Source organism: Pedobacter sp. SYSU D00535, assembly GCF_017355855.1.
Classification (GTDB): domain Bacteria; phylum Bacteroidota; class Bacteroidia; order Sphingobacteriales; family Sphingobacteriaceae; genus Desertivirga.
This window is the reverse complement of the sequence record NZ_JAFEWD010000008.1, coordinates 147,142-172,518: the sequence shown is the minus strand read 5'-3', so window position 1 is coordinate 172,518 and position 25,377 is coordinate 147,142. Positions and strand designations below refer to the sequence as shown.

Here is a 25,377-nt window from a genome sequence, read left to right as displayed (position 1 = left end):
GTTTTATGAGCACCAAATGCAGAGAGGCTGGACTCTGCTACCTGCCCAAGCCAAATTCCTTGCGGTAATTGGTAGGCGACATGCCCGTGTAACGCTTGAAGTAGCGGTGAAATGTCACGCCATTATTGAATCCACTTTCGTAACATATTTGCTTCAGGTTGAAATTATCTTCAATCAGCAATTTACAAGCGTGCCCTACCCGGATTTCCAGAACAAAGTCCGAGTATGTTTTTTTCATTCTGGATTTGAAATAGCGGCAGAAAGATTCTGGCGCCAGCTTCGCCACTTCAGCAATTTCTTCCAGATAAATTTTACGCTGGAAATGGTTTAATGTATAGTCGTAGATGGCCGAAATCCGGTCTTGTTCGCTCTCGCTGTACTCTGCTGAGAAACCCATCGACGACAGCAAACGTTCTTCCGCTTTCCCTTCAGCAATAGCATACAGGATCTGCATCAACATCAGCAACCGCGACTGCGGACTTGCTTCGAGCATTTCCTCCATCAGGTGCGCAACTTTCTTTCCTGCTTCCCCATTAATCAGAATACCTCTTCTGCTTCGCTCAAGCAGCGACTTGACAGGCGCATTCTCGGGGATATTTAAGAAGGTGTTCCCCCAAAAATCTTCCCGAAAATGCAACACCAGCATATTTGGATTCACCTGGGTAAAGTAAGAAGAATCAAAGCGGGTAAAATGCGGAAGATTGGAGCCAATAAGCACAACGTCGTTGTTGTGGAACCTGCGAATGTTGTCGCCGATGAAATGGGTTCCACTGCCTTCCTTAAAACAAATCAACTCGACCACATCATGGTAATGCCAGCGGTTATTGATATCCGGAACCAGGTCTCTTCGCACGCTGAAAGACTCCGTTGCGCCCGAACTTACCTTTCGTAACTCTGCCCTCATGTCGCTTTATTTCCTGAGGCTAAAATAGTTTATAATCATGTTAAAATCGTTACAAATTTTATAGCGCTTACGCGATTTATTTGTATAATCTTTCCATCATCAAAATAATTGTAAACTTAGCTTACATCAAAACTTAGATATGTCATCAGAATTTAACGGCAAAGTGGCGGTAATCACCGGGGGCGGTGGTGTACTGTGCAGTACCATGGCAAAAGCCCTGGCTAACGAAGGCGTAAAGGTAGCCATACTCGACCTGAAAGCAGAAAATGCAGAGCAGGTGGCAGCAGAAATTACAGCGACCGGAGGAACAGCTATTGGCGTGGCCTGCAACGTGCTGGATATTGAAAGCATCAAAGCAGCGCACGAGGTAGTTCTTCAGAAATTAGGCGGCTGTGATATCTTAATCAACGGTGCTGGCGGAAACCACCCGAAAGGTACCACTTCCAATACTCATTTTCTTGAAAGCGACCTTGACGCTCAGCAGGAAGGGCTCAGGACCTTCTTTGACCTCGACCCTGAGGGGATCAAGTTTGTATTTGACCTGAACTTTATCGGAAGTTTACTACCAACCCAGGTGTTCGCGAAAGACATGGTGAAGAAACCGGGATCGGTAATCATTAACATCTCTTCGATGAACGCTTTCCGACCGCTAACCAAAATTCCTGCCTACAGTGGCGCCAAGGCCGCAATCTCTAACTTCACGCAATGGCTGGCGACACACTTCAGCAAAGTGGGTATCCGGGTGAATGCACTTGCTCCTGGTTTCTTTCTGACAGAGCAGAACCGCACCTTGCTTACTAATGCAGATGGAAGTCTTACCGATCGTGGAAATACCATCATCAGTCATACCCCGATGGGACGCTTCGGAACCCCTGACGATCTGACTGGAACCTTGTTGTACCTGTGCGGAGAAGGATCAAAATTTGTAACAGGCGTAGTAATTCCCATCGATGGTGGATTCAGCGCTTATAGCGGAGTATAAACGAATTAGAAAACATTTAATCATATTACAATGAGCTTAGAGCAAACCTGGCGTTGGTACGGCCCCAAAGATCCTGTTTCCCTGTGGGATGTAAAGCAGGCGGGCGCTACCGGAGTGGTGACAGCCTTGCACCATGTTCCGAATGGAGAAGTATGGACAAAGGAAGAAATTTTAAAACGAAAAGCCGAAGTGGAAGCAGTAGGCTTAACCTGGTCGGTAGTAGAAAGTGTGCCGGTTCATGAAGACATCAAAAAACGAACAGGCAACTACAAAACATATATCGAGAACTACAAGCAGAGCTTGAAAAACCTGGGTGCCTGCGGCATCGATATCGTCTGTTACAACTTCATGCCGGTACTGGACTGGACGCGTACTGACCTGGACTACCGGATGGAAGACGGCTCGACGGCCCTTCGTTTTGAAGCAGCGGCATTCGCAGCATTTGAGTTGTACATTTTGAAGAGACCCGGAGCAGAGAACGATTACAACGAGGAGCAAAAAGCAAAGGCGAAAGCCTACCTGGATAACCTGACAGAAGAAAATCAAAAACTGCTGGTAAGAAACATCATTGCAGGTCTGCCGGGCTCTGAAGAAGGTTACACCCTGGAAGAGTTTTTGAAAGTACTGGCAGGTTACGATGGTATTGGCCCCAAAGAACTAAAAGCGAACTTATATAGCTTCCTTTCGGAGGTCGTACCTGCGGCAGAAGAAGCAGGAGTGCTGCTGTGTATCCACCCTGACGATCCTCCCTACCCGATTCTGGGATTACCACGGGTAGTAAGTACTGAAGCGGACATTCATGAGCTATACGCAGCAGTGCCTTCGTTAAATAACGGACTGACGTATTGTACCGGTTCTTTTGGTGTTCGTGCAGACAATGACCTTCCTGGTATGATCGAGCGCCTGGGAGACCGGATCCACTTCATCCACTTGCGGGCTACCAAGAAAGATGCGGAAGGAAACTTCCACGAGGCGGACCACCTGACAGGCGATGTAGATATGTATGCTGTGATGAAAGCCTTACTAAAAGAACAGAAGAAACGCATCGAGGCGGGTCGTCAAGATTTGCGGATGCCGTTCCGTCCGGATCACGGACATAAAATGCTGGACGACCTGAACAAGAAAACAAATCCGGGATATTCAGCAATCGGCAGACTGAGAGGCTTAGCAGAGCTGCGCGGTTTGGAGCTCGGGATTGAAAGATCCGGAATCTAAAAAAAGAAGCGACCTTAGGTTAGCTTTATAAAAACCGGTGGATGGCTGAGAGGCTCCCACCGGTTTTTTTATTTCTCGGATCTTGCTACTTCCGTGGATTCAAGGCGTAGTAGAGTTGATTGAAGTTGTAAGTCACCCCTAACACCACCCTTCCTGCCGGTTGGGGATGATCATCTTTCACCGTCCAGGCTTTCACCTGGTAAGCCATATTTAGAGTGACATTCTTAACGAAGAAATCCAATCCGGCACCAGCCATCAAATTATTCATCACATGCTCGCCGGTTTTCACACCCTTATACTTTTCTCCAGCTGAATACTCATAGGCAAATTGCACCGAAGGAACCATTTTCAGCGATGTATTTAACGACTGGTTATAGAATAAATTCAAAAAACCAGTAGTGCTGTTGGCAATGCTTTCCTCGTCCCTGTTCTCTCCATTTACTTTATAAGTTCCGCTTAAACTGAGTCCCAACTTTTTGTAACCAGCCAGATAATTGAAATAAGCAAAGCCGTCCGTGCTTCCGGTACCGGTTTGGGTCAGCGTACTATAACGTAAACCTTTATAGTTGGTGACATCGCTTTTTCCGGTGGGAAGTTTTACTCCCAGGCCAACTATTAAGCGCTGATTCAGTTTACGGTCCAGTTTGCGCAGCAAGTGGTAACCGCCATAGAGGTTTGCATCCCCGATTCCTGCTACGGTGTTCAAATTTCCGTTATACTGTTCGGAATTGGAGTTATAAGGAAGGATGGCGTTGAGCTCCATCCGCTGGCTCAAGAAATAGCGAGCGCGAACCTCCAGCGCCCGGTAGACCTCATAGTCGGAAGGATCACTGTTGTGGTGACTGATTTCCCCATCGGTCTGACTACCTAAACGGAAGAACTTTGAGCCTTCGGGGAAGACCGGATGTGACTGTCCCTGATAGCCGCTAAATGAACGGTACCGATACAGGAAGGCTATACTACTTTGGTTGTCGTAGGGCGTGATACCCATAAAGCAACCACAAATATCACAAGCCATAACATTACCGCCCAATAGGGTGAACAATAGGGCAAGCACTGCCAGCTTAGGGTTCTGAAAACTTTTTAGCACGAAGAAATTCATGATCTGTAAGTGTTTTTAAAAAAGCAATGATGTTGCTCTGGTCTGTTTTTGATAAGGGGATACCCCGTCGCTCGCCATTTCGGAGGCTCGGGTCCAGATTTCGATGGGCCTTCACACCCGAATTGTAATGCTCCAGGACATCCTCCAGGAAAAAGAAACGTCCATCGTGCATGTAGGGTCGGCTCACCTCTATGTTGCGGAGCGAAGGAACCCGAAACGTTCCCCGGTCAGCACTTGAATTCGTAATGCTGTCCCGGCCACGGTCGAGCGGGTTCAGGTCCAGACCGTTACTCCGGTAACTGAAATCTGAAAACAAAGGCTCGGTATGACAGGAAGCACATTTCGCTTTGAACAGCTGATAGCCCGCCTGTTCTGCCTGGGTAAACTCCCCTCCCGGCTCCCTCCTGACGTATTTATCATACTTCGAATTCGCGGAAACCATTGCCCCCATGAACTGAGTAAGGGCTTTTAACACCCGCTGGGAAGTGATACCAGCGCTGCCAAACGCCTTTTGAAATAAATGAGGATAGGGGCTCGTTCGGCTTAACCTGGCAGTAAGTGAATCGAGGTCCATGCCCATCTCACAGGGGTTCGTCAAGGCATTTAGGGAAGAAAATTCAATATGGTGCACCCCTCCATCCCACATGAACTCTGATTGCCAAACCATATTGAACAGCGGGGGAGCATTGCGGGTGCCGAGGCAATTGTCTATTCCGTGACTTACCGAATGATCCAGATTGGCGAAGGCTGCAAACTGCTGATGACAACTCCCACAAGACGTACTGTTATCAAGGGAAAGCGCCTGATCGTAAAACAACTTTCTTCCCAGCTCGAAGCCTTCAGCCGTCAGCTTATTCCCCTCAAATTGGTAGACGGGCTCGGGGAAGTTAGAGGGCCGCACAAAGGCAACGGTCTCCCCTTCGGGACCGCTGCTTCTGTCTTTCTCGCAGGAATAGCCTAGTATGATCACACTTGCGATAATACCGGCCACTTTCCAGTTCCTGAACATCTTAGTTGTGTACGTGGTCTAAACGAAACATCCTGCTCGCGTAGTTATCAGCAACCAGCACCGAGGCCGCTCCTCCCATCGTAAAATTCAGTTCTGCAAAATTGACGGTTGTCGCCCCTCTGAATAAAGCCCCTGCATCTACAATAAAATGAAGTTCAGGTTCACTGTCTTTCCGAATACGTAAAGGACTGCTGAATGTCTGGGTAACAGTTCTGATCGTATTGTGAGGTGCTTTTGCGCCTCCAATGTGAAAAGTAAGCTTGTTAGCAGCGGCAGTAGATTTGCTGGAGGAACCTTCAAACTTCACGAAGATATAGCCGCTGTTCCAGGTCCAGAACATACCTTTTGCAGGATCGAGAGCCCCATCCTGTGCACCAGCGAAATTGCGCAAGCTATCAACACCGATTGTCAGTTTGATGGCTTTATAATCCCCAACAGGGACACTATCAACGCGTGGAGTACGGGTAGCAGGATCGGCCGCATCAATAAGAAAATAGGATTCAGGAACAAGGACTTCGGTACCGTCATCTTTGATAAAGGTCAAGTTGCTAACGTAATATTTAAACATGCTTACTTTAAAGTCGTCCCCGTTAGCATTTTCATAGGTTTGCGAGTTCAAAACCAATGCCTGATTGCCCACCCGGTTTTCGAATTCTATTTGTAAAGCTCCAGTCTCTGACTTTAAAGGTCCGCCATCATCTTTTTTGCAGGAAGATAAGTTAGCGCTGCCAAACAATAGCGTAGCAGCTAAATATAGTAGGGTATTTAGTTTCATGTTTATAGAATTACAGGTGCATAACAGCACATAGCAGTGCCAGTAACACCGTTTGAATTACTTAAATTAAAAGGGGAATATAAAAAGCGAGTTAGGCTTTGGGAGGATGGAAGATTAACGATGAGCGATGAATAGCCGCATCAGGCATCAGCTCTGCATAAGCAAAACTAAGTTCGACAAGTGGAATTTGAAGTCGTTCTACCCGAGACAAAAAGGCTTCCTGGTATTTAGACTTCTGCCCTTCTCCCTCTGTATTTTTTTCTTTTTCTTCTGCCTGCTTCAACTTCTTCGACAGGTAACACTTACCCTTACAGTTTATTTTGGGCTTCGCTTTATTGACGCAGAGGGTGTTGGCAATGTAATCTTTATTGATGGCGAAACCGGCATAGATGAAACAACGGGAGAGGCCCATCGTCACTATTAACAGAATTAACAGATATGCAGTCGCCTTTTTCAGCATAGACGCGGCAAAGGTAAGATTCTGTAGTAATATTTTAAACAGGAAGTGAGAAGCTTATAACGCTTCGTTCTGAAGCTGGAAGACTGAAGGCCGACTATTGCTATACTGTTCCTATACCGTATCTATACTGTTCCTTAACCGAAGCTAGAGAAATTCAGGCAGTCATCCAAAGAGGTAATCTGCAGCTAGAGCTTTATCCGTTGTATCCGCACTGCGTTCAGAATTGCAAGCAAGGCCACGCCCACGTCGGCGATTACTGCTTCCCAGAGGTTCGCTACGCCTCCTGCTCCCAGGCTAAGCACAATCACCTTAACAAGCATAGCCATCGTGATATTCTGCCACACAATATTCCTGGTGATTTTCCCTGTCCTTATGGCTGTAACAATTTTCGAAGGCTGATCATTTTGGATCACGATGTCTGCCGTTTCAATCGCGGCATCGCTACCCAAACCTCCCATCGCTATCCCTGCATCGGCTAATGCTATTACCGGCGCATCATTCACGCCATCACCCACAAAAGCAATCCGTCTGCCCTGATCTTTGAACTGCTGAACCTTTGCCACCTTGTCTTCCGGAAGCAAATCTCCATACGCTTCATCAATTCCAAGCTGCTGTGCTACCTTATCCACCACCGCTTGTTTGTCGCCTGACAGCATTACCGTCTTAATATTCCGTGCATGTAGCGCCCGTATCGTAGCTGCAGCATCTTCTTTTATCTCGTCGGCAATAGTGATGTAGCCTGCATACCTATTTTCGATTGCGATCGCTATCACGGTGTCAACTAACTTCTCCAGCTCAGCCGGATAAGCGACATTAAACTTCCTAAGCAGTTTCAGGTTTCCGGCCAGCACCATCTTCCCTTCTACCCTTCCTTTAAGGCCCTGCCCGGCAAGTTCTTCCACTTCACTTGCGCTTAGTTGTTGCAGATCGACTGCAGCATATTCTACTACTGCTTTACCTACCGGATGGGTCGAATTTTTCTCCAGCGCCGACACAACCCGCAGCAATGCTCGTTCATCACCATCTTCTGACACCACCCGCTGCACCCGAAAGACACCTTTTGTAAGTGTTCCTGTCTTATCCAGTATCACGGTGTTTACCCTCGTCATTACATCCAGAAAATTCCCTCCTTTAAACAGGATACCACTCCGTGAAGCCAGCCCTATCCCGCCAAAATAACCGAGGGGAATGGATACCACCAGCGCGCAGGGACAACTGATAACCAGAAATACCAATCCCCGATATAGCCAGTCGGTAAAGTCGTACGATTGAACAAAGAAATAAGGCAGCACTACCAGCGTCAATGCCAGAAAGAACACAATGGGCGTGTACACTTTAGCAAATCGCGAGATAAATAACTGAGTTTGAGATTTGCGGCTGGTAGCATCCTGAACCATTTCCAGGATCCTGCTTAGCTTGCTGTCCTTAAACAATGCGGTCACCTTCACGTCCGCCACGGTATAGAGATTGATCATCCCGGCTAAGATCTGCTCTCCCCGGTATTTGGTATCCGGCTTACTTTCCCCGGTTAGAGCCGCAGTATTGAACGAAGAATTGTCGGAAAGAAGTTCTCCATCCAGTGCTACCTTTTCACCAGGCTTCAGGCGAATGCTTTCTCCCAGCTGTACCTGCGATGATCTTACCAGCTCCGTAGTTCCGTTTCTTACAACGGTTGCCTGATCCGGCCGAATATCAAGAAGTGCTTTAATACTTCTCTTGGCCCTGCTTACCGCCGAATCCTGGAACCACTCGCCAATAGAATAAAAGACCATCACAGCTACTCCTTCTGAAAATTCGCCAATGTAGAACGCCCCGAGGGTGGCCACACTCATCAGCACAAATTCATTGAAGAAGTCGCCACGGGAAGCCTTTCGAAAAGCAAGCCGCAGCACGTTCCATCCAGAAAGGAGATAAGCTACAGCATAGATGAGAAAGTTAACGGGAGTCGAAAAGGTGATCTTGAAGCCATACTCTAATGTCAGCATCAAAAACAGGATGGCAAGAGCAGCCAGCAGGTCCGGGTGACTTCGCCATCCATCCGCATCCTTTGGAGTAGCCGCTGTTGGAGACACATGTATTGCGGGGGCTTTCGTTCCTCCCCCGCAACAATCATTTGTTGCACTATTATCAGTTATCGTGGTCGGTTTCATTTTGCAAGTTCTAATGCAACAAAACTACGCCTGTAGCGCATGCAACAGAATTGCAAACATCAGGCCGAACAACGTTCGCAGACTCCCTTCATCACCAGGCTTACCTCTTCGGATATAAAACCCTGGGGAAGCACAACAGCGGGAATCAAGGTTTTGGGAAGACAAAAGGTTTCTTTGCAGCTATTGCAGTAGAAATGCACATGCAGGTCATGGTGGCGCACTTCCCCGGAATCCTCCTGACACAAGGCGTACTTTGCAGCTCCTGTTCCATCATTGATGGAATGCACCAGACAATGCTCCTCGAAAGTTTTTAGCGTGCGATAGACCGTGACCCGATCTACCGGCGCCAGTCCTCTTTCAAGTTCCGCCAGACTGATGGCCGATCCCTGCTTCAACAAGTACTCCAGAACCAGGTTGCGCATAGCCGTTGGTTTGATGCCCGCCGCTTCTAATCTCTTCTCTACGTCTGCAATCATAACCTTAATTTTAATCCTCCGTTGATGACAAAACCGTCCAAAGGAGCATAGATATCCCGGAACACGGGATTGGAAATACTTCCTGTATAGATATTGCCGAAACGGGTTTGACGTGTATCAGTAAAGTTCTCAAAATTGATGTAAAGCGAAAAACGCTCCCATAACTTTTCGGCCATGAAGCCGAAAATCCAATATGACCTCCCGGTGCTGCCGTCGTTCAGTTGCTGTTTACTGTAATAATAGCCTTCCAGACCTAACTTCCATTTCTCCTCCACCTCGTACATCAGCACATTGTTTAACCGGTGTTTAGCAGTCAGTGGGTTCTGACGTCGTAGGCCACCTGAATGGATCTCGGCATCCGTAAAGCTGTATCCCACGAAAAGCTTAAAGTCCTCGTAGGTCAGCTTCAGGTTAGTCTCCATGCCCCTGCTATCCATATGCCCGGGAAGGTTGGTGAACCTGTAAACGCCTCCTTGCTCCGGCTCCATCACCAGCGGGTGATTTAAAAAAGTGTAGAAAAACAAATGGTTCAAACTAAAACCAACCTGATCATTAAATAGACCGGTACGATAGTTAAGATCCCAGTTTAGGCCATAACTACGCTCCAGCTTATTGATGTTACTGGAAACAGGCAGCACGTTCTGATATTGGATCCGCTCGCTCTCCTCAGTAAAGATGGTTGGCGCTTTATAGCCGAGACCTCCGCCTATCCTTGAATTAAACTTTTCGTTGAACTTGACCAGCGCTGAAACCCGTGGCAATAGTGCAAAGCCGTAGTCCAGCACATAATCTCCCCGCAGCCCCGTTTCCAACTCGAGCCAATCAGTGGCGTGCAGGTTATTTTGGATAAAAGCACCGACAGTGGTTTGTGAGTAATCACGTAAAGGAAAAGCTGCCTTCGGCTGTTCCCGGAACTGGTCGGTCCATAAATTCAGACCCGCAACCCACTCCGATCTCTCTCCCCCGCTTATAATATTCGCCTCGGTGAACGTGCCATACTGAGTGCCTTCAAAAGCGTGGTCTGGAATACTTATTTTGCGATTAAAGTAGCTGATGCTATTGCGAAGATTAAGTTCCGTTTGCGCTCCAAGTTGCTGTTTAAGTGCGAACTGACTCGACAAACGATCAGAATTGTTGCGTTCAAAAAAACGATGGGTAGCATCTCCTTCACCTTTGATGTAATGCAGATCACCACCCGTCCTGTCCTCAAAGCTCGAATTGATACCGAAGTTCAGGCTGGTTTTATCATTGAAATATAAAAATAGCTTGGGATTGAACGTGTAGCGGGTAAATTCCGGAATCGCCGTGAGGTCGATATCACCCGGATCATAGGGACGATTGCTATTTTTGGATGCAAAAACAGTGAGACCGGCCTTACCGTATCGCTCGGAATAAAAACCATTCAAGTCCAGCCCGCCTGCCGAAGTGCCGTTGAGATGAACATTTAGTGCGCGCTCTTCTCCTGGCGTTTTACTGACCAGATTGACGAGTCCGGCAATGGCCCCCGCCCCATACAATGTGGAAGCGGAACCTTTAATCACTTCCACCTGTTTAAGATCCAGGGGTGGCGTTTGTAATAAGCCCAGGCCAGTTGCCGCACCGGAGTATAAAGGAAATCCGTCTTTGAGGATCTGTGTGTACCGTCCGTCCAGTCCCTGGATACGGATAGAAGCATTTGCACTGGTGGCAGAGGTTTGCTGTGTTTGGATTCCGGTGCTTTCATTTAGCACCATTCGAATATCCCCTGGCTTCATGTTAGCTTTTTCATCCAATTCTTCACCCGCAATTACCTCAATACGGGTAGGGATATTAGCAATGGTCCGGCTGCTGCGTGTAGTCGACACTACCACTTCCTCCAGCTCCTCGCCCTCTGCTGCCTGGAGTAAAACCACCAGAGGCTGAGTGGTAGCTCGGGGAAATGTCAGGCTATCCTGACGGGTGGTGTAGCCCAGGTAACGGTACTCGATATGATGGATCCCATTCGGGATATCTGTAAAGTTAACAGTGCCTGTAGCATCCGTTGATGCAGTTTTATTGATACCAGGCATAGAGACGCTCGCTCCGATCAGCGGCTCTGTTGTTTCAGCATCTTTTAACACAACCCTTAGGTTGTTTTGTGCGAAGGCTGTAATGGTACAGGCCATCGCTATAAAAAGCATAGAGATTACTTTCATTGAATATCATTGATCACCCGGCAACAACCAGGAAAGGATTAAATAAATTTAGTTACTTGAAGATGGCTTTTTTAAGCAAGCTTAGGAGGCTGCCACACAGAGGGGCTTACTCGAATGGGGTTAGCGGACCGTTCCTTCTGGTACTGAGGAACGAGGGTATGAAAGCTTTGCAATGCGCCGAGTCCCTGAGGAAGAAGAACAGAAAAAGGACAACGGGTGCAGTTACAAAAAGGACTGCACAAATCAGAATCCTGTGGATGTTCATCTTGGGTCCTACTGAGCTCCACCTGCTTCTTGCTGCCACACGACTCCTCATCCTTACACAGGTCAAAACCTGTAAAAAGCATAATGACAGTCATGAAAAGGGCCAGCACTTTCATTGCTTGCAAAGATAGTAATATGCCGTCAAAGTGAATAACGGAACTTCGAATGGGGATGAGTAGGTAAGACGACCGATGGCAAGCCCTAAAAATCTTCTTTATTTCGAAAAGTCAATTCATAAAAAAAGCCGGACAAGCCGGCCTCCCAAATAGGTAGATGGTGTTAAAAGCTTTTGTAGTAACTTATAGCATTGTCAGGAGAAACTTTCACAGCTATATGCTTTTCTGTGTTTGAAAGACTAACGAAGTAATATGTTTTTACCGATCCTTCATCTGAAAGGACGTTAACATCAGACGACTCCACCTCATAACGCAGTACCTGATCGATACGATAGTCTTTATAATTGTTCTTCAACTGAACAACAGATGACGTTGGAAGCGCGTCGGCTTTTATATAATCACTAGTGGCTACATACTTACCTGTTCTGTCGAAGTACGCAGCTTTTTTAAGTCCGTCCAGAGTAAAACTGGCTTTGTAGTAGCCATCCACCTCGCTCCACTGAACGTCCTGAGCATTTTTATAACGCGCCTTGAAACTGTTTTGAACAGTAGAAGCCACTTTCAATTCTTTGCTTACAAATTTGTTTTTGTCGGTTGCAAACCCGTTTACAATCAACGCCAGAACAAATAAGGCCGATACGATTGTTTTTTTCATTTTTTCGTGTGATTTAATTTCACAACAAACATCCACTTTTAATAACATATTCTAAAATAATTTTTACTTTTTATGAAAAATAAATAATAAAAAGGTTTTCAGAATGAAGAATTCAAAATATCAACCTAAAAAGGTTGCGTTTTTTTGAAAGTGTAAAAAAGCATGCGACGAGGCTGGCAGTTGCAGGTTAAATTAAGACGCAGTCGTCGTTAACAGCTTGTTAAAGAGGAGAATTTAAGGAATTGAGGAACAAGGAAGGGCCGGAATGAAAGGACTCTGCATAGAAGGGAGATACAAATCGCATCCACGTCCAGGAAGTACCAGCGCTTGGGTATTGAAGCTTTTTAGCACTTACCTTAACGACACTCTTCCGACAAATATTTTTTATTTCACTTTGTAATGCAAAGTAAAATCTACTAACTTTGCAATACAAAGTACTTTTGACGAGGTCATAGAAAGACGACCCAACGGTACACGATGGTAGGTGCCGACCAGTAACGAGCACAAGTAACTTTAAAACTTAAGACATATGATCACGAAAAACCAAAGACTCGGTGGAATTTTGCTTACGGTAGTTATTCTACTATTGATTCCGGCAGTGGCGATGCAGTTCAGCGAGGAGGTCAACTGGACCTTATCAGATTTCGTTATTGCGGCAGTATTGCTGTTTGGAACTGGACTTAGTTGTGAGCTGGTATTGCGAAATGTAAGAAGAAGCCGCTCCCGCCTGCTTATCTGCGGTCTCATTCTGGCGGCGCTTTTTCTGATCTGGGTTGAACTGGCGGTGGGCCTCTTCGGCTCTCCCTTTGCCGGAAGCTAAACGACCTTGTTGCTTTAGCTCATTATAGGTGCCCCTTCCTGAAAAGCTGTAGGTGCAACTTCACAAGCGAGCTTTAGCCAGGATTACCGAAATAAATCAGGGTTCCACCTGGGGGCGGAACTCCTGATCGCTAGATTAATGTTAATGTTTAATAAGATGGCCTTTAACTCCGAAGTACCAGATGTAGAGATAACAGGGAACCATTATCCAATAGGCTTTTGACACTGCAACTGCCGGCCCGAAGTGTAAGCTTAGGTATTGAGAGAAGCTGCCGTACAAAAGAGGAAGCACGGCACCTCCGGCAATTGCCATTACCAGGAGAGCTGATCCGGTTTTTGTGAACCGACCCAACCCCTTGATCGCGAGAGGGAATATTGCGGGCCACATCAGTGAATTCGACAGTCCCAGAAGGGCAAGAAAGAAGACTGAAACATAGCCACTTGTGTAGATAGTACAGATGGTGAAAAGAACGCCCGAGAGCGCGCAGATTTGCAAAGCTTTTTGCTGGGAAACGTATTTCGGTATACACACGATCCCGATAATATAGCCTAGCAGCATAAAAGCAAGCGTCCCCTGGGTGAAAAACCGGGCGGTAGAAAGTGGGATGCCAATGGCCTTTCCATAGCTGATGATCGTATCCCCCGCCATCACTTCCACACCCACATAAAGAAACAGTGCCAGCACACCGAGCCAGAGATTAGAAAAGCTGAAAATGGTTTTTCCCGCTCTGTTTTCATCGAGCAGCTCCTCCCCAGCCTCCTCATCCCGTATGTCTGGCAATGAAGATCTTAAAACAGCAATAGCCAAGAGAACGAGCGCTACGGCAATCACCATATAAGGCACGATAACCCTTGAGGCAAGCTCATCGAGAGCCGCCGACCGGGCCTGCGCTGTCATACCTGCTAGCCTTTGCTCAATATTGTCTGAGTCTTTTAGTGCTATGTATCCGAAAATAAGTCCTGCCAGTATCCCTGCAATCTTATTACAGATGCCCATGATACTGATTCGCTTTGCCGCACTTTCCGGCGGACCAAGAATAGCAGCATAGGGATTAGAAGCGGTTTGCAACAATGCCAGTCCGGTGCCTATAATGAACAAGCCGCTGAGGAACATATTAAAACTACGCGCCTGAGCTGCCGGAACAAAAATCACGGCTCCTACCGCCATAATGAGTAGCCCGAGCGCCATTCCCTTCTTGTAACCTGTTTTGTTCAACACGTAAGATGAAGGTAAAGCCATTACGGTGTAGGCAATAAAAAAGGCGGTAGCTACCAGATACGATTCGGTATCAGACTTCAGCTCGCAGGCGATTTTCAAATAAGGGATCAAGGTTCCGTTCACCCAAGTGATGAAGCCGAACACGAAGAATAAGATGCCGATAATTATAATCGGCTTTAGTCCCTTCTCTGCGCTTTGCGTTTTAGTACTATGAGGATCAAAGGCCATTCTGCTAGTATTTAAATCGAACAAATGCCTCTATCGCCTCATATTCTGCCAAACCGAGCTGATTATATCCTCTCGCCGTTTCTTTTGTCCGGTCCTCTGCCCGAACCCAGAATTCCCTTGCATCATCCCCTGGGAAAACAGGCCGATCTTTTTGAGATTGATGTTTGAAGATGGCAAAACGTTTGCGTTCCACTTCTTGTGGAGAAAGCGGCACGGCCATCTCAATCTCATGAATGTCAAATTCATGCCAGGCGCCCCGGTACAACCACAGCCAGCAATCAGAAATCCAGTCTTCAGTTGCTTTCAATCTTCTTAGCGCCTCGTGGATAATATTAAAGCAGATTTTATGGGTTCCGTGCGGATCAGCAAAATCTCCCGCAGCATAAACCTGATGGGGCTTTATTTGCTTCAACAGTTCCATTGTCTGGAGTATATCATCCTCATAACTTACTTTTTTCTGTTTCTTGGCCCTGTCGTAGAAAGGCAGATCCATGAAGTGAATGTTTTCGTCGGGTAAACCCGCGAAACGGGCTCCTGCAATAGCTTCTCCCTTACGAATTAATCCTTTTACCTTAAGTATTTGTGGGATATCTTCCTGGTTCGGCGACTTCCCGTCCATAAACGACTTCATATCTCCGTAGAGTTTCTCCAGGCCGTCGGTGTTTTGTCCTACAGACTTTCCGAAATCTACAGCAAACTCGACGAAGCGCAAAGCATCATCATCCCAAACGGCCGTATTACCCGAAGTTTGATAGGCGACATGAACCTCGTGTCCCTGATCTGCCAGCCGGATAAAGGTCCCTCCCATCGAGATGACATCATCGTCCGGGTGAGGCGAAAACAGAAGAACACGTTTTTTGGCGGGATCCCTTCTTTCCGGGCGCTGAGAGTCGTCTGCGTTTGGCTTTCCTCCTGGCCAGCCCGTAATGGTATGCTGAATTTTGTTGAAAATATGGATGTTAATATCGTAAACCGGGCCCTTTTCCGTCGCCAGCTGCGACATTCCGTGGTTATTATAATCTTCTTCTGTCAGCTTAAGGATCGGTTTGTTCAACGTCTTAGCGAGCCAGATGACCGCCTTTTTTATGGTTTTTTCATCCCAAATCAAATCTTTTACCAGCCAGGGAGTATTGAATCTCGTCAGTTCGGCGGCCGCCTCCTGATCCAGAACAAATTCTACATTATCAGATAACTGAAGATAAGTTGCCGGAACATCCGACGAGATTTCACCTTCAACCGCCTTCCGGATGATTGGCGCCTTTTTTCCACTCCAGGCCATCAGGACGATCTCGCGGGCTTTGAAGATCGTGCCGATACCCATGGTAATGGCTTTAACGGGAACGTTTGCTTTTCCTCCAAAGTCGTGGGCAGCATCTCTCCTGGTCAGATCATGGAGAGTAACAACACGCGTCCCGGAGTTTGGGGCAGAACCTGGCTCGTTGAAACCAATATGCCCTGTACGACCAATACCAAGAATTTGAATATCGAGACCGCCCATTTCTGTAATCTTTTTCTCGTACTCCAGACAGTATTCGTTAATCTTCTCGGGCTGAAGGGTTCCATTTGGGATATTGATGTTTGCAGGATCAATGTCTACATGATCAAACAGGTTTTCGTGCATGAAGCGCACGTAGCTTTGCTCGGCCTGCGGTTGCATTGGATAGTACTCATCCAGGTTAAAAGTTACCACGTTGTGAAAGCTTAATCCCTCTTCCTTATGCAAGCGGATCAATTCTGCGTAAACCTGTAGGGGCGTTACACCAGTTGCAAGTCCCAGAATAGCTTTTTCACCGGCAGCCTGTTTGGCCCGGATGATCGTCGCAATTTTTGCTGCCACTGCCTTCGAGGCAATCTCCTTATCTGGAAAAATAGATACCGGCAGTTTTTCAAATCTTGTTTCTTCTAAGAGGTTTAATCGTGACATATTAATTTTTGGCTCTTGTTAACTATTTTAATACTTATATACACCCACTCAAGTAGCGATGCTAATTAAGTTCGGGCACTAATACCGCCTTCGGTTCCGCTGTTTTTGCCTGAACTTTCTGTTGCTTGCTACTGCTTAGCAAGAGAAGAAGGAAGGTAATAAATCCGTTGATTACAATCAGTTCGAACCCTATCGCATAACCCGTAAGGCTTATTGAATTAGTATCAATTAGAAAGGATAGAACTGGTGAAATGAGACAGATCAGCGGAACGGCCCTATCCTTTACCGTTCTCGTCGTTGCCATACCAAATACGAATAAACCTAACAGCGGACCGTAAGTATAACCAGCGGCTTTGAAGATGGCGTTCACCACCGAATCATTATTGATCAGTCTGAAGATCATTATCACCAGCAGCATCAAAAATGAAAATCCTACGTGAACGGCGTGACGCGTCCTCACCAGACCTGCGCTATTTTGATCCTCCCTTTTGCCAAAGCCCAGGAAATCCACACAAAAAGAAGTGGTAAGGGCCGTCAGTGCAGAATCGGTAGTAGCGAAAGTGGCGGCTGTAAGGCCGAGCATAAAAATGATCGCGGGAAGCATCGTGAGATGATTGAGCGCTATTTCGGGGAAGAGATGGTCGGGCGTCTTCATACTAGCGAGCGGGAGATTGTTGGCCCCTGCAAATTCATACAGCAAGGCTCCTACACTGAGAAAGAAAATATTTATCACCACAAAAACGGCTGTGAACGTGAGCATGTTCTTTTGTGCTTCGCCGATATTTTTGCAGCTCAGATTCTTCTGCATCAGGTCCTGATCGAGCCCTGTCATTGCCACGGTCACGAATATCCCGCCCAGAAACTGCTTAAGGAAGTGATTCTTACTTCCCAGGAAGCTATCCCAATGGAAAACAGTAGAATACGAGCTATTTTTTACCGTCTCAAAAGTTTGCGCAAGGTCCAGATTTAAACTTTCGGAAATAAACCAGATCGATAAAATGACAGCTGACAACAGAAAGACCGTTTGAAGAGTATCCGTGATGATGATCGTTTTCAGTCCTCCTTTGTAAGTGTACGACCATATGAGTGCCAGGCAGATGGCAATGGTAGCCCAGAACGGTACCTGCCATGCGTCGAAAATGAATTTCTGAAGAACGATAGCGACCAGGTACAGCCGGAAAGCAGAGCCAATGGTGCGGGAAATAAGAAATATAGCGGCCCCTGTCTTGTAGCTCCAGTACCCCAGCCGCTGTTCAAGATAAGTGTAAATGGAGATAAGATTCATCCGGTAATACAGGGGTAGCAGCACCAACGCAATCAGAACAAAGCCTACCGCATTCCCCAGTACAAACTGAAAATACCCAAAATTGCTTTTTGCTACCGCTCCCGGAACGGAGATAAAAGTAACCCCAGACAAGGCGGTACCGATCATACCAAAGGCAACAAAGTACCATTTGGAGTTCCGGTTGGCTATGAAAAAGCTTGAATTATCTGAAGAACCCTTTGAGGTTAAATGGGATATAAATATCAGCACCCCAAAGTAGGCTATCAGAAAACTTAAAAGGACTATTGGTGACATAATCTGCGTTTAGAGTGCCTGCATTAAATTGTCTATGGCAAGCCTTACGCTCCCATACTTTTCGAGAAGTTGAGTTGCCGTTTTTTCGTCTGTGCCGGTCTCTTTCATAATCATTCTCACACCCCGATGGAAAAGCTTATTGTTAGTCAGCTGCATATCCACCATCTTATTCCCCTTCACACGGCCTAATTGGATCATCACGGTAGTGCTCAACATATTTAACACGAGTTTCTGCGCCGTTCCTGATTTCATCCGCGTTGAACCGGAAAGGAACTCCGGCCCTACCACTACTTCTACCGGCAACTTTGCTTCTGCGGCTACCGGACTGCCGGAGTTACAGACCACACATCCTGTCAAAATCCCTTTTTCGTTAGCTGTTCGCAACCCTCCGATAACATAAGGCGTAGTTCCGGAGGCCGCTATGCCTACCAGCACGTCTTTTTCATTTATATCGAACTCCTGAAGGTCTTTCCATGCTTGTTCCATGTCGTCCTCCGCAAACTCAACCGCTCTGCGTATCGCCCCGTCTCCGCCTGCGATAATGCCAACTACCCAGTCGAAGGGAACACCAAATGTTGGTGGACATTCTGATGCATCCACTACCCCAAGACGTCCACTCGTTCCGGCACCGATATAAAATAAACGCCCCCCATCCTTCATTTTTTCCGCGACCGCTGTTGCCAGTTTTTCTATCTGAGGAATGGATTTCGCAACTGCCTGTGGTACCGTTTGATCTTCTTTATTGATATTCTGAAGAATCTCGGTCACAGTCATTTTATCAAGGTCTTTATAATTTGAATCTTTCTCTGTTGTAAATTCCATTCCGTTTAAATTTTTATTTTGCATACTCGCCCTTCAATTTTTTATGTCTCAATGGGAACTTTGGTTTATGTTTCCTTTTGTGTTTTAACTCGTCCGTATAAATAAAGCTCTTCAAACTGCTTATCACACCCAGTATAAAGCCGATTAAAAGCTTTTTTTAGAGGTTGCTGATCCTGCTCTGCGATTGATCTATTTAACAAGCGACTGATAAACCAGTTCCTGAATTTTACCTCTCACGCTCATGCTTGACAGTTGGTTGTTCGCTCCATCCGGGCAGACGCGGTTAGACAGGAATATATATACCAAGTCGTATTTGGGATCGGCCCAAACACCAATTCCTGTAAAACCAGTGTGTCCAAACGTTTGCGGCGAGGCACTGAAGCAGGGATAGGCTGTTTCCGGGCTCTTGTTGTCTTTTTCAGGTTTATCAAAGCCCAAACCTCTTCGGCTGATATCACTGTGGTAAGCGGTAAAATAATCTATCGTCTCTTTTTTAAGAAGTCTGAGCCCGTTTAGCTCTCCCCCGTTCAGCAAAAGCACATAGAGTTTGGCCAGATCAGCAGCATTACTAAACAGGCCGGCATGGCCGGCAACTCCGCCAAACATAGCTGCTCCCTGATCGTGCACGTCGCCCCTTATCTGCTGAAGACGAAAGTATTTTTCATTCTCAGTAGGCGCAATCTGATTTAGGGAAAGATGCTCCAGCGGCTTAAAAGTGGTGGTCGTCATTCCGAGCGGAAGATAGAATGTATTCCGCGTGTACTGATCCAGTCCTTGACCAGTGATCTGCTCTACAACTTCCCCAAGGAAAATAAAGTCGTTATCGCTATAAACATACTTGTTGCGAGGGCCGAGTTTACTGGTAAGGATCCGTTGATACATACTATCGATCCTGGCTGCCGGCATGTACATATTTTCGCCTACCCGAACCGAATAAACTGAATTTTGAACAGAGCTGTACGCTCCTGGCTTCGGTTTTCCGCTTGCACCCAGCGTTTCGCGATAAAAAGGGATGAACGAAACAAGGCCCGCCTGATGTAACAGGATATCTTTTATTGTTAGCCCTGCTTTATCGCTTCCCTTTGTCCAGGGAAGGTAGTCGCCAAGAGTCTTATTCAGGTCTAACCTACCTTCCTCGTAAAGCTTCATTACGCTTAAAGTTGTGGCCGACGTTTTGGTAACCGAAGCTAAATCGTAAACTGTTTCGGTAGTCACCGCTTCCTTTTTTTCGGCATCCATGCTGCCGTATGCCCGATGAAAAGCAATCTTGCCCTTTCTTGCGACCAGCACCACTGCCCCCGGGGTAGCCCCTTTTTCAATCGCGTCTAGCGCAACAGAATCGATTTTATTTAGTTGCTGCCCGTTTAGACCCACAGCTTCCGGGCTTACGGAGCTCAGACGAGCTGAAGAAACACCTGTGCCGTAAGGAAGTTCCGGGGAAACAGTAACGGGAAGCTTTCCTTTTGCGCTTATCACTCCCTGAAGCAGTTTGAGCGCAGCCTGATGCATGACGGGATCGTCTTCATAACAAGCGATGATGTTCTTTGCACTTGTAATATTCTTTATAGCATAGGGATTTCCAAACACAAAATTGATGGTGTTAGAATCCTCTGCTAAAGGACGCAGCAACTCTATAGAAGTGGCACTAATACCGAAATTGTTAGCAGGATATTTTTTGTAGGCATGTAATCCGGTAATTAGCACGTCATACTTCCCTTGCAGGCTTTTTCTGGCCCCATCAATAGCGGCCGCATCAGCAGCGTAGTCGAGGTAATAACAGTCGGCTTTATAGTTTTCCCGCAGCAATTTTCCAAACTCGTTTTCGCCTGAAAGACCTATTCCTAAAAAAGCTATTTTCTTTACAGAATTTAAAGGCAGCAAAGAGCTATTTGTCAAGCGGACTGCCGTGATAGCGTTCTCGTAAATTTCCTTTTTCAAGCGGTTCACATCTTTATTTAAGTCTGCAGCGATACCTATCGTGTCAATTGGTTGAAAGCTTGCCGCTCCAAGATGGAACTTAGAAATAAGTACTTTCCGCACTTTTTCATCTATGTCTCCCCAGGAAAGTTTATGCTGCCTGATCGCTTTGCGTACTTTTTTTATACTTCCTTTTATATCTCCGGGAAGGCATAGCATGTCATTTCCTGCTATGAGCGACTGCACTGCAGCCTCTCCCTGAGGATAAAACTTAGATACACCTTTCATCTCCAGGGCATCCGTAAACGTTAAGCCCTGGTAGCCAAGCTGCTCTCTGAGCAGCCCGGTGACATTTTTTCTGGATAAAGATGTTGCCTGATTAGCGACCGTGTCGATTGCCGGAATATAAAGGTGGGCAACCATCATACTTCCAACACCTGCCTTTGCCAGCTCCCGGAAAGGATATATTTCCAGGGAATCTAAAGAGGCCAGCGATTTGTTGATAACGGGAAGATCGAGATGAGAATCGACCGCTACATCACCGTGACCGGGAAAGTGTTTGGCGCAAGCCATCACGCCTCCATCCTGCATACCCTTCATGATCTGCGTGCCGAAGCTTGCTACTTTGTATTTGTCCTCCCCAAAAGATCTGAAATTAATCACGGGATTATTCGGGTTGTTGTTGATGTCGACAACCGGCGCATAATCAACATGAATTCCAGCCCGTTTGCATTGTTCAGCAATTGCCCTCCCTACCTGGTATGCAAGGGCTGCATCAGGAGCAGCACCTATAGTAAGCTGGTCCGGAAAAGGCTTCACATCTCCGAAACGCATGCCCAAACCTGTTTCTCCATCAATGCAAACAAGTAAAGGTGTTTTTGCAGCAGCTTGCAATCTATTTAATACCGTTGCCTGTTGAGGAGAATTTCCCTGAAAAAGACAAACGGAACCAACGTTATACTTGCGGACATATTTTCCCACCTCCTTATCATAGAAAACTACTTCCTTTCCTTTTCTCTCCGACAGGCGGATCACCATCAGCTGAGCAATTTTCTGTCTCCTGGTAAGCTTCTTTAACGATTGCTCAACCCATGCCTGGGCAGCAGGCGTTTTTTGCAAAAACTGCTGTGCGTTAGCGACCGCAACAATACCGTTGACTAAGAGCGAGAGCAGAAGCGCTCTCAGCAAGCCTTTCCTATTCATGCTGTTTGTATTGAAAAAATTCATTTAGCCAGTTTTCTTATTGAACTAGATTTTTTTATTCCGATACCGGGGAAGCTCGCTTAAGGTCACTTTCCTGTTAATTACCTCTGTTCCTTTGTATAGTGTTACTGATATTCAAAGGGCATCCAGATCAGCCTCGTCGGCTGGTACCAATTCCTAAACTCGATCATACCTCAAGCTGGGCAAATCCGGCACGGACAAGAGTACAAGTCATCGTTAAAATGATTCCGAAGACTGAGCTTCTCGCTTAAACTATCTGGAAGAGTACTCCAGGCAAGCGATTTTCCCGTCCATCGTACTAACAATAACCTTATTTTTTTCCAGCGGCATTATCGGATTCATTAAACAATTGGATGTTTTGTACTGCCAAAGCACCTTGCCCGTTTTCCTATCAATAGCCGAAGCGAGACCGGAATGGCTGGGCACATATACAACGCCCCTGTCTTCAACGATTGCCGAAGGTGTAAGTTCGTAAGGCAGGCGGAGTTGAGCCTTCCAACTTAGTTCCATTTCTGATGCCGTGGTAGAGATCCCGTAAAGTTCCCCGTCCATTGTTTTGACGAACACCAGGCTCTTATCGTGAGATGAACCCATCGATTCACGAACTCTTACGTTTTTCATTTGCGTGCGCCAGATTACCCTTCCCGTTTTTGCATCAAAGGACGTCATATATCTGTCGGGTGCCACTATAAACACCCTTCCCTTTGCAGCTACAGGGTAGCAGGCAGCTGGAGAAAACATCCGGTTGGAGGCGCCGTTGTTCCACTTCCAGGCCAGTGCTCCTGTTTTCAGGTCCAACGCATAAAAATCATTAGCCCAACAACCGAAGTAGATCAACCCTTTGTAAATTAGCGGCTTAGTAACCACAAAACCCTTAACCTTGTCAAAATCCCAAATAAGTTTACCCGATTTCAGGTCGATTGCACGAAAATGACCGTCGGAACTTCCAATAAAGACCCGGCTATCTTTTACAACAACCGAACCGAGAACAGCCTTTCGTGCCGGAAACTTCCATTTCAGATTGCCGGTTGTAGCAGAAAGGCAATAAATAAAGTTGTCAGATGAACCAGCAAGAAGACAACCACCAGTATACTCAGGAGTTGAATAAATTTTACCACCGGTTTGGTACTGCCAAACCCGGGCACCTGTTTTTCTATTAAGCGCATATATTAGTCCTTTTGTGTTAGTTGCAAAAACTAAATCCTTCGACTTTGCCGTACCAGCTCCGATATCGCTCTGGTCCTGATACCCCCAAATCTGCCTGACCTGAGCATATTTATTATTTACCGCAAATGAAGGTCTGAAATAGGAGGTAGTATCTTTATCGAAATGGTGATCTGCCAGGACTACCTCAGTCCACTTTCTATTAGTCGGAATAACGGGCTTCCTTTCATCGAAGCTGGCTATTCCATTTTGAATCGTGACAATATTATACCCACCAATGCTATCTTTCGCCCTCAGATTAGAGCGTCCCATCACAGAAGGAATTCCTTCTACCTTAAACCTTCGGTTAGAATGCCCGTGTCCGCAAAGTAATAGCTGAACGTTCTTCTTTTTCACCCTGTCAATTGCTTCGTACCAGTTGTTCTGAGAAGAATCCTGCGGATAGTGGTTTATATAAATCAAAGGCATTTCCGGATCAGGCATAGCGGCTAGCACCGAATCCAGCCATACTAAATTTTCTCTTGGCACCTGGCCTGGTCCCATCCGCATGTTCGGACCAGAACTGGTTGCGGCAAAAAAATATCCGCCGGCAGCAAAAGAGAACGTTTCACCCCCGAATACCTTAAGAAAACTATTACTACCACTCTCTGACCAGTTAGAATCGTGATTCCCTGCAATGATATGCCAAGGCTTATTTAAGCTGTCAAGGATCTGTTTTGCCAGCCTCAACTCCTCGTCTGAACCAAATTCCGTAATATCCCCTGAAAGAATCACGAATTGCAGATCAGGAAGTGAGTTGATGTCGTTCACGGTACGGCGAAGATCCTCTGCCGCCGTCTGCCCCCCGATGTGGGTATCGGTTACGAAAGCGAACTTCAGGGACTGAGCGAGCAGGATACCCGAGGCGGCTATAAGTTGCACTAATATGAAGAGTGTCTTAGCAAGCATATCTACAAAAGCATAAAAGCACCAGAAGATCCGCAGAACCCGGCATAAAAATAAGAAAAATAATTCATAAAAATGCAATAGTTTAAAACAAACATGCAGAAAAACGCATATAAGAAGCCGAGACTCCCTTGTTTTAAATCCTTCTTCTGCCTCATCTACCAAAAAGAATCTTCGGAAGTATTAGTGCACTTCCGAAGACCTTTGATCTAACTAGTACGTTCTGCCAATCGCATCATTGGCCGCCTTGATCATCGACTGAGGCCCGTTTGCATCCTGATAAAACTCCCATACCATCAAGCCGTTGGCATTTTGCTTCGCCAGTACGGCCTTTTGTTTCACCACGTCCAAGCTATTGTAGTAGTAGGTAGCGTTTTGGATAGTAACGGAATTTTCAAGAGGATTAGCCTTTCCCTGAAACAGAAGGTCTCTGTAGGCCAGAGCTACATTAGCGGTAGTTTTCCCATAAGCAGGAAAACCAAGCACGGCTTTTTCCTTCGGCAACCCCTTCTCGGTAAGCCATACATTCAACGCTGTTTCCGCCATACGATACGTCGAGTGGTGATTGGGATTTTGGTTGTCCCATCCAATACCGTCATAAGCCATGATGTTGACAAAATCCATCGCTGCTACCGCGGCAGGAGTTATCCCTTCTTTTACTGACCCCTGATACAGAGCGGGGGTCACCGCAGCACTCAGGTATTTATGCCAGCGGTGCAGGGTATCAGAGAGTTCTACCACAAAGGCCTCGTAAGTAATATCATTAGCCTTATTTAATCGTGGATACTCCCAATCGATGTCCACGCCATCTAACTGGTACTTCAGTACGAAATCCTTTATATTCTTTATAAGCTTCGTTCTCAGTAAGGGATCGGCGGCAAGAGCAGAGTATACAGCCTCTCCGCCCGATAAAGAAATAGCCGTTTTAACGCCGTTTTCCTTTGCCCGCTGAATCATTGTTTCAAATCTAGCAGGTTGGGCAATCGCTTTTAAAGTGCCGTCCGTATTGGGATAGGCGAAAGCGTAGTGCAAATGGGTGATCATTTTGAACTTTACTAGTTCAATGGAATCGGGTACCCGCGCTTCAGAATAATAGGCCACAATCTTAAAGCTGTTATCCGGAACGTACTCCCCTTCCGGCAAAACGTGTGCTGCATAGGAGTACCCATCTGGCACCCCCTCATTCTCCTTTGTGCAGGACAGAAGCCCTAATAGTAGAACGAATGATAAAAAAGTAATTTTTCTCATAAAACT

20 protein-coding genes are annotated in these 25,377 nt (G+C 46.4%); 3 read left to right on the top strand and 17 right to left on the bottom strand.

The features are described 5' to 3' along the window. Positions 1–37: 37 nt before the first annotated feature. The gene (locus J4N23_RS16105) at positions 38–904 is read right to left on the bottom strand and encodes an AraC family transcriptional regulator (protein WP_207428748.1); all 867 of its coding nucleotides are present in this window, start codon (positions 902–904) and stop codon (positions 38–40) included. 139 nt (positions 905–1,043) lie between these two features. Between J4N23_RS16105 and J4N23_RS16100 the strand changes: the two genes are divergently transcribed. Next, positions 1,044–1,886: an SDR family oxidoreductase gene (locus J4N23_RS16100; RefSeq protein WP_207428747.1), complete on the top strand. Its 843-nt coding sequence runs from the start codon at positions 1,044–1,046 to the stop codon at positions 1,884–1,886. 30 nt (positions 1,887–1,916) lie between these two features. Next, a complete protein-coding gene (gene uxuA / locus J4N23_RS16095) occupies positions 1,917–3,101 on the top strand; it encodes a mannonate dehydratase (RefSeq protein ID WP_207428746.1) in 1,185 nt (394 codons plus the stop codon). Between the two features lie 85 nt (positions 3,102–3,186). Here the strand turns inward: uxuA and J4N23_RS16090 are convergent, their stop codons facing one another. From J4N23_RS16090 to J4N23_RS16055, 9 genes are all read right to left on the bottom strand, one after another. After that, on the bottom strand, positions 3,187–4,203 hold the full coding sequence (locus J4N23_RS16090) for a hypothetical protein (RefSeq protein WP_207428745.1): 1,017 nt from the start codon (positions 4,201–4,203) through the stop codon (positions 3,187–3,189). Continuing rightward, positions 4,166–5,212, bottom strand: a complete 1,047-nt coding sequence (locus J4N23_RS16085) for a cytochrome-c peroxidase (RefSeq protein ID WP_207428743.1) — start codon at positions 5,210–5,212, stop codon at positions 4,166–4,168. Before J4N23_RS16085 ends, J4N23_RS16090 begins: the two co-directional genes overlap by 38 nt. A 1-nt stretch (position 5,213) precedes the next feature. Next, positions 5,214–5,987 (bottom strand): MbnP family protein, encoded by a 774-nt coding sequence (locus tag J4N23_RS16080; RefSeq protein ID WP_207428742.1) that lies wholly within the window; start codon positions 5,985–5,987, stop codon positions 5,214–5,216. 91 nt (positions 5,988–6,078) lie between these two features. Further along, positions 6,079–6,447, bottom strand: a complete 369-nt coding sequence (locus J4N23_RS16075; RefSeq protein WP_207428741.1) for a hypothetical protein — start codon at positions 6,445–6,447, stop codon at positions 6,079–6,081. Positions 6,448–6,632: 185 nt separating this feature from the next. Next, positions 6,633–8,597, bottom strand: coding sequence for a heavy metal translocating P-type ATPase (locus J4N23_RS16070; RefSeq protein ID WP_207428740.1), 1,965 nt, complete (start codon positions 8,595–8,597; stop codon positions 6,633–6,635). A 59-nt stretch (positions 8,598–8,656) separates the two neighbouring features. Further along, on the bottom strand, positions 8,657–9,073 hold the full coding sequence (locus tag J4N23_RS16065) for a Fur family transcriptional regulator (RefSeq protein WP_207428739.1): 417 nt from the start codon (positions 9,071–9,073) through the stop codon (positions 8,657–8,659). Beyond that, positions 9,070–11,247, bottom strand: coding sequence for a TonB-dependent receptor plug domain-containing protein (locus tag J4N23_RS16060; protein ID WP_207428738.1), 2,178 nt, complete (start codon positions 11,245–11,247; stop codon positions 9,070–9,072). The genes J4N23_RS16065 and J4N23_RS16060 overlap by 4 nt, the downstream gene beginning before the upstream one ends. Positions 11,248–11,318: 71 nt before the next feature. Then, positions 11,319–11,627, bottom strand: a complete 309-nt coding sequence (locus J4N23_RS21290) for a DUF6660 family protein (RefSeq protein WP_370527289.1) — start codon at positions 11,625–11,627, stop codon at positions 11,319–11,321. 163 nt (positions 11,628–11,790) lie between these two features. Next, positions 11,791–12,282 (bottom strand): hypothetical protein, encoded by a 492-nt coding sequence (locus tag J4N23_RS16055; protein ID WP_207428737.1) that lies wholly within the window; start codon positions 12,280–12,282, stop codon positions 11,791–11,793. Between the two features lie 529 nt (positions 12,283–12,811). On the opposite strand from J4N23_RS16055, the gene J4N23_RS16050 reads away from it, so the two are divergent. Beyond that, complete coding sequence (locus J4N23_RS16050; protein WP_207428736.1) at positions 12,812–13,102, top strand: hypothetical protein; 291 nt, start codon at positions 12,812–12,814, stop codon at positions 13,100–13,102. Positions 13,103–13,243: 141 nt separating this feature from the next. Here J4N23_RS16050 and J4N23_RS16045 read toward each other — a convergent pair whose 3' ends face one another. The 7 genes from J4N23_RS16045 to J4N23_RS16015 all read right to left on the bottom strand — a co-directional run bounded on the left by J4N23_RS16045 (position 13,244) and on the right by J4N23_RS16015 (position 25,371). Continuing rightward, the gene (locus J4N23_RS16045) at positions 13,244–14,548 is read right to left on the bottom strand and encodes a sugar MFS transporter (RefSeq protein WP_207428735.1); all 1,305 of its coding nucleotides are present in this window, start codon (positions 14,546–14,548) and stop codon (positions 13,244–13,246) included. A 4-nt stretch (positions 14,549–14,552) separates the two neighbouring features. Further along, positions 14,553–16,472: a glucosamine-6-phosphate deaminase gene (gene nagB / locus J4N23_RS16040; protein WP_207428734.1), complete on the bottom strand. Its 1,920-nt coding sequence runs from the start codon at positions 16,470–16,472 to the stop codon at positions 14,553–14,555. A 61-nt stretch (positions 16,473–16,533) separates the two neighbouring features. After that, entirely contained in the window at positions 16,534–18,051 is a 1,518-nt protein-coding gene (locus tag J4N23_RS16035) for a sodium:solute symporter (protein ID WP_207428733.1), read from the bottom strand. 9 nt (positions 18,052–18,060) lie between these two features. Next, complete coding sequence (gene murQ, locus J4N23_RS16030; protein ID WP_207428732.1) at positions 18,061–18,873, bottom strand: N-acetylmuramic acid 6-phosphate etherase; 813 nt, start codon at positions 18,871–18,873, stop codon at positions 18,061–18,063. A 189-nt stretch (positions 18,874–19,062) separates the two neighbouring features. Then, positions 19,063–22,017 carry a glycoside hydrolase family 3 N-terminal domain-containing protein gene (locus J4N23_RS16025; RefSeq protein ID WP_242689261.1) on the bottom strand — a complete coding sequence of 985 codons (2,955 nt, stop codon included), beginning with the start codon at positions 22,015–22,017 and terminating at the stop codon, positions 19,063–19,065. Positions 22,018–22,266: 249 nt separating this feature from the next. Next, a complete protein-coding gene (locus J4N23_RS16020) occupies positions 22,267–24,126 on the bottom strand; it encodes a PQQ-binding-like beta-propeller repeat protein (RefSeq protein WP_207428731.1) in 1,860 nt (619 codons plus the stop codon). Positions 24,127–24,336: 210 nt separating this feature from the next. After that, positions 24,337–25,371 carry a glycosyl hydrolase family 18 protein gene (locus tag J4N23_RS16015; protein WP_207428730.1) on the bottom strand — a complete coding sequence of 345 codons (1,035 nt, stop codon included), beginning with the start codon at positions 25,369–25,371 and terminating at the stop codon, positions 24,337–24,339. Positions 25,372–25,377 lie beyond the last annotated feature (6 nt).

Bases quoted from the DNA above. Each gene is read 5' to 3' on its own strand.
- J4N23_RS16105 (WP_207428748.1), bottom strand. From the start codon at position 904: ATGAGGGCAGAGTTACGAAAGGTAAGTTCGGGCGCAACGGAGTCTTTC.
- J4N23_RS16100 (WP_207428747.1), top strand. From the start codon at position 1,044: ATGTCATCAGAATTTAACGGCAAAGTGGCGGTAATCACCGGGGGCGGT.
- uxuA (WP_207428746.1), top strand. From the start codon at position 1,917: ATGAGCTTAGAGCAAACCTGGCGTTGGTACGGCCCCAAAGATCCTGTT.
- J4N23_RS16090 (WP_207428745.1), bottom strand. From the start codon at position 4,203: ATGAATTTCTTCGTGCTAAAAAGTTTTCAGAACCCTAAGCTGGCAGTG.
- J4N23_RS16085 (WP_207428743.1), bottom strand. From the start codon at position 5,212: ATGTTCAGGAACTGGAAAGTGGCCGGTATTATCGCAAGTGTGATCATA.
- J4N23_RS16080 (WP_207428742.1), bottom strand. From the start codon at position 5,987: ATGAAACTAAATACCCTACTATATTTAGCTGCTACGCTATTGTTTGGC.
- J4N23_RS16075 (WP_207428741.1), bottom strand. From the start codon at position 6,447: ATGCTGAAAAAGGCGACTGCATATCTGTTAATTCTGTTAATAGTGACG.
- J4N23_RS16070 (WP_207428740.1), bottom strand. From the start codon at position 8,597: ATGAAACCGACCACGATAACTGATAATAGTGCAACAAATGATTGTTGC.
- J4N23_RS16065 (WP_207428739.1), bottom strand. From the start codon at position 9,073: ATGATTGCAGACGTAGAGAAGAGATTAGAAGCGGCGGGCATCAAACCA.
- J4N23_RS16060 (WP_207428738.1), bottom strand. From the start codon at position 11,247: ATGAAAGTAATCTCTATGCTTTTTATAGCGATGGCCTGTACCATTACA.
- J4N23_RS21290 (WP_370527289.1), bottom strand. From the start codon at position 11,627: ATGAAAGTGCTGGCCCTTTTCATGACTGTCATTATGCTTTTTACAGGT.
- J4N23_RS16055 (WP_207428737.1), bottom strand. From the start codon at position 12,282: ATGAAAAAAACAATCGTATCGGCCTTATTTGTTCTGGCGTTGATTGTA.
- J4N23_RS16050 (WP_207428736.1), top strand. From the start codon at position 12,812: ATGATCACGAAAAACCAAAGACTCGGTGGAATTTTGCTTACGGTAGTT.
- J4N23_RS16045 (WP_207428735.1), bottom strand. From the start codon at position 14,548: ATGGCCTTTGATCCTCATAGTACTAAAACGCAAAGCGCAGAGAAGGGA.
- nagB (WP_207428734.1), bottom strand. From the start codon at position 16,472: ATGTCACGATTAAACCTCTTAGAAGAAACAAGATTTGAAAAACTGCCG.
- J4N23_RS16035 (WP_207428733.1), bottom strand. From the start codon at position 18,051: ATGTCACCAATAGTCCTTTTAAGTTTTCTGATAGCCTACTTTGGGGTG.
- murQ (WP_207428732.1), bottom strand. From the start codon at position 18,873: ATGGAATTTACAACAGAGAAAGATTCAAATTATAAAGACCTTGATAAA.
- J4N23_RS16025 (WP_242689261.1), bottom strand. From the start codon at position 22,017: ATGAATTTTTTCAATACAAACAGCATGAATAGGAAAGGCTTGCTGAGA.
- J4N23_RS16020 (WP_207428731.1), bottom strand. From the start codon at position 24,126: ATGCTTGCTAAGACACTCTTCATATTAGTGCAACTTATAGCCGCCTCG.
- J4N23_RS16015 (WP_207428730.1), bottom strand. From the start codon at position 25,371: ATGAGAAAAATTACTTTTTTATCATTCGTTCTACTATTAGGGCTTCTG.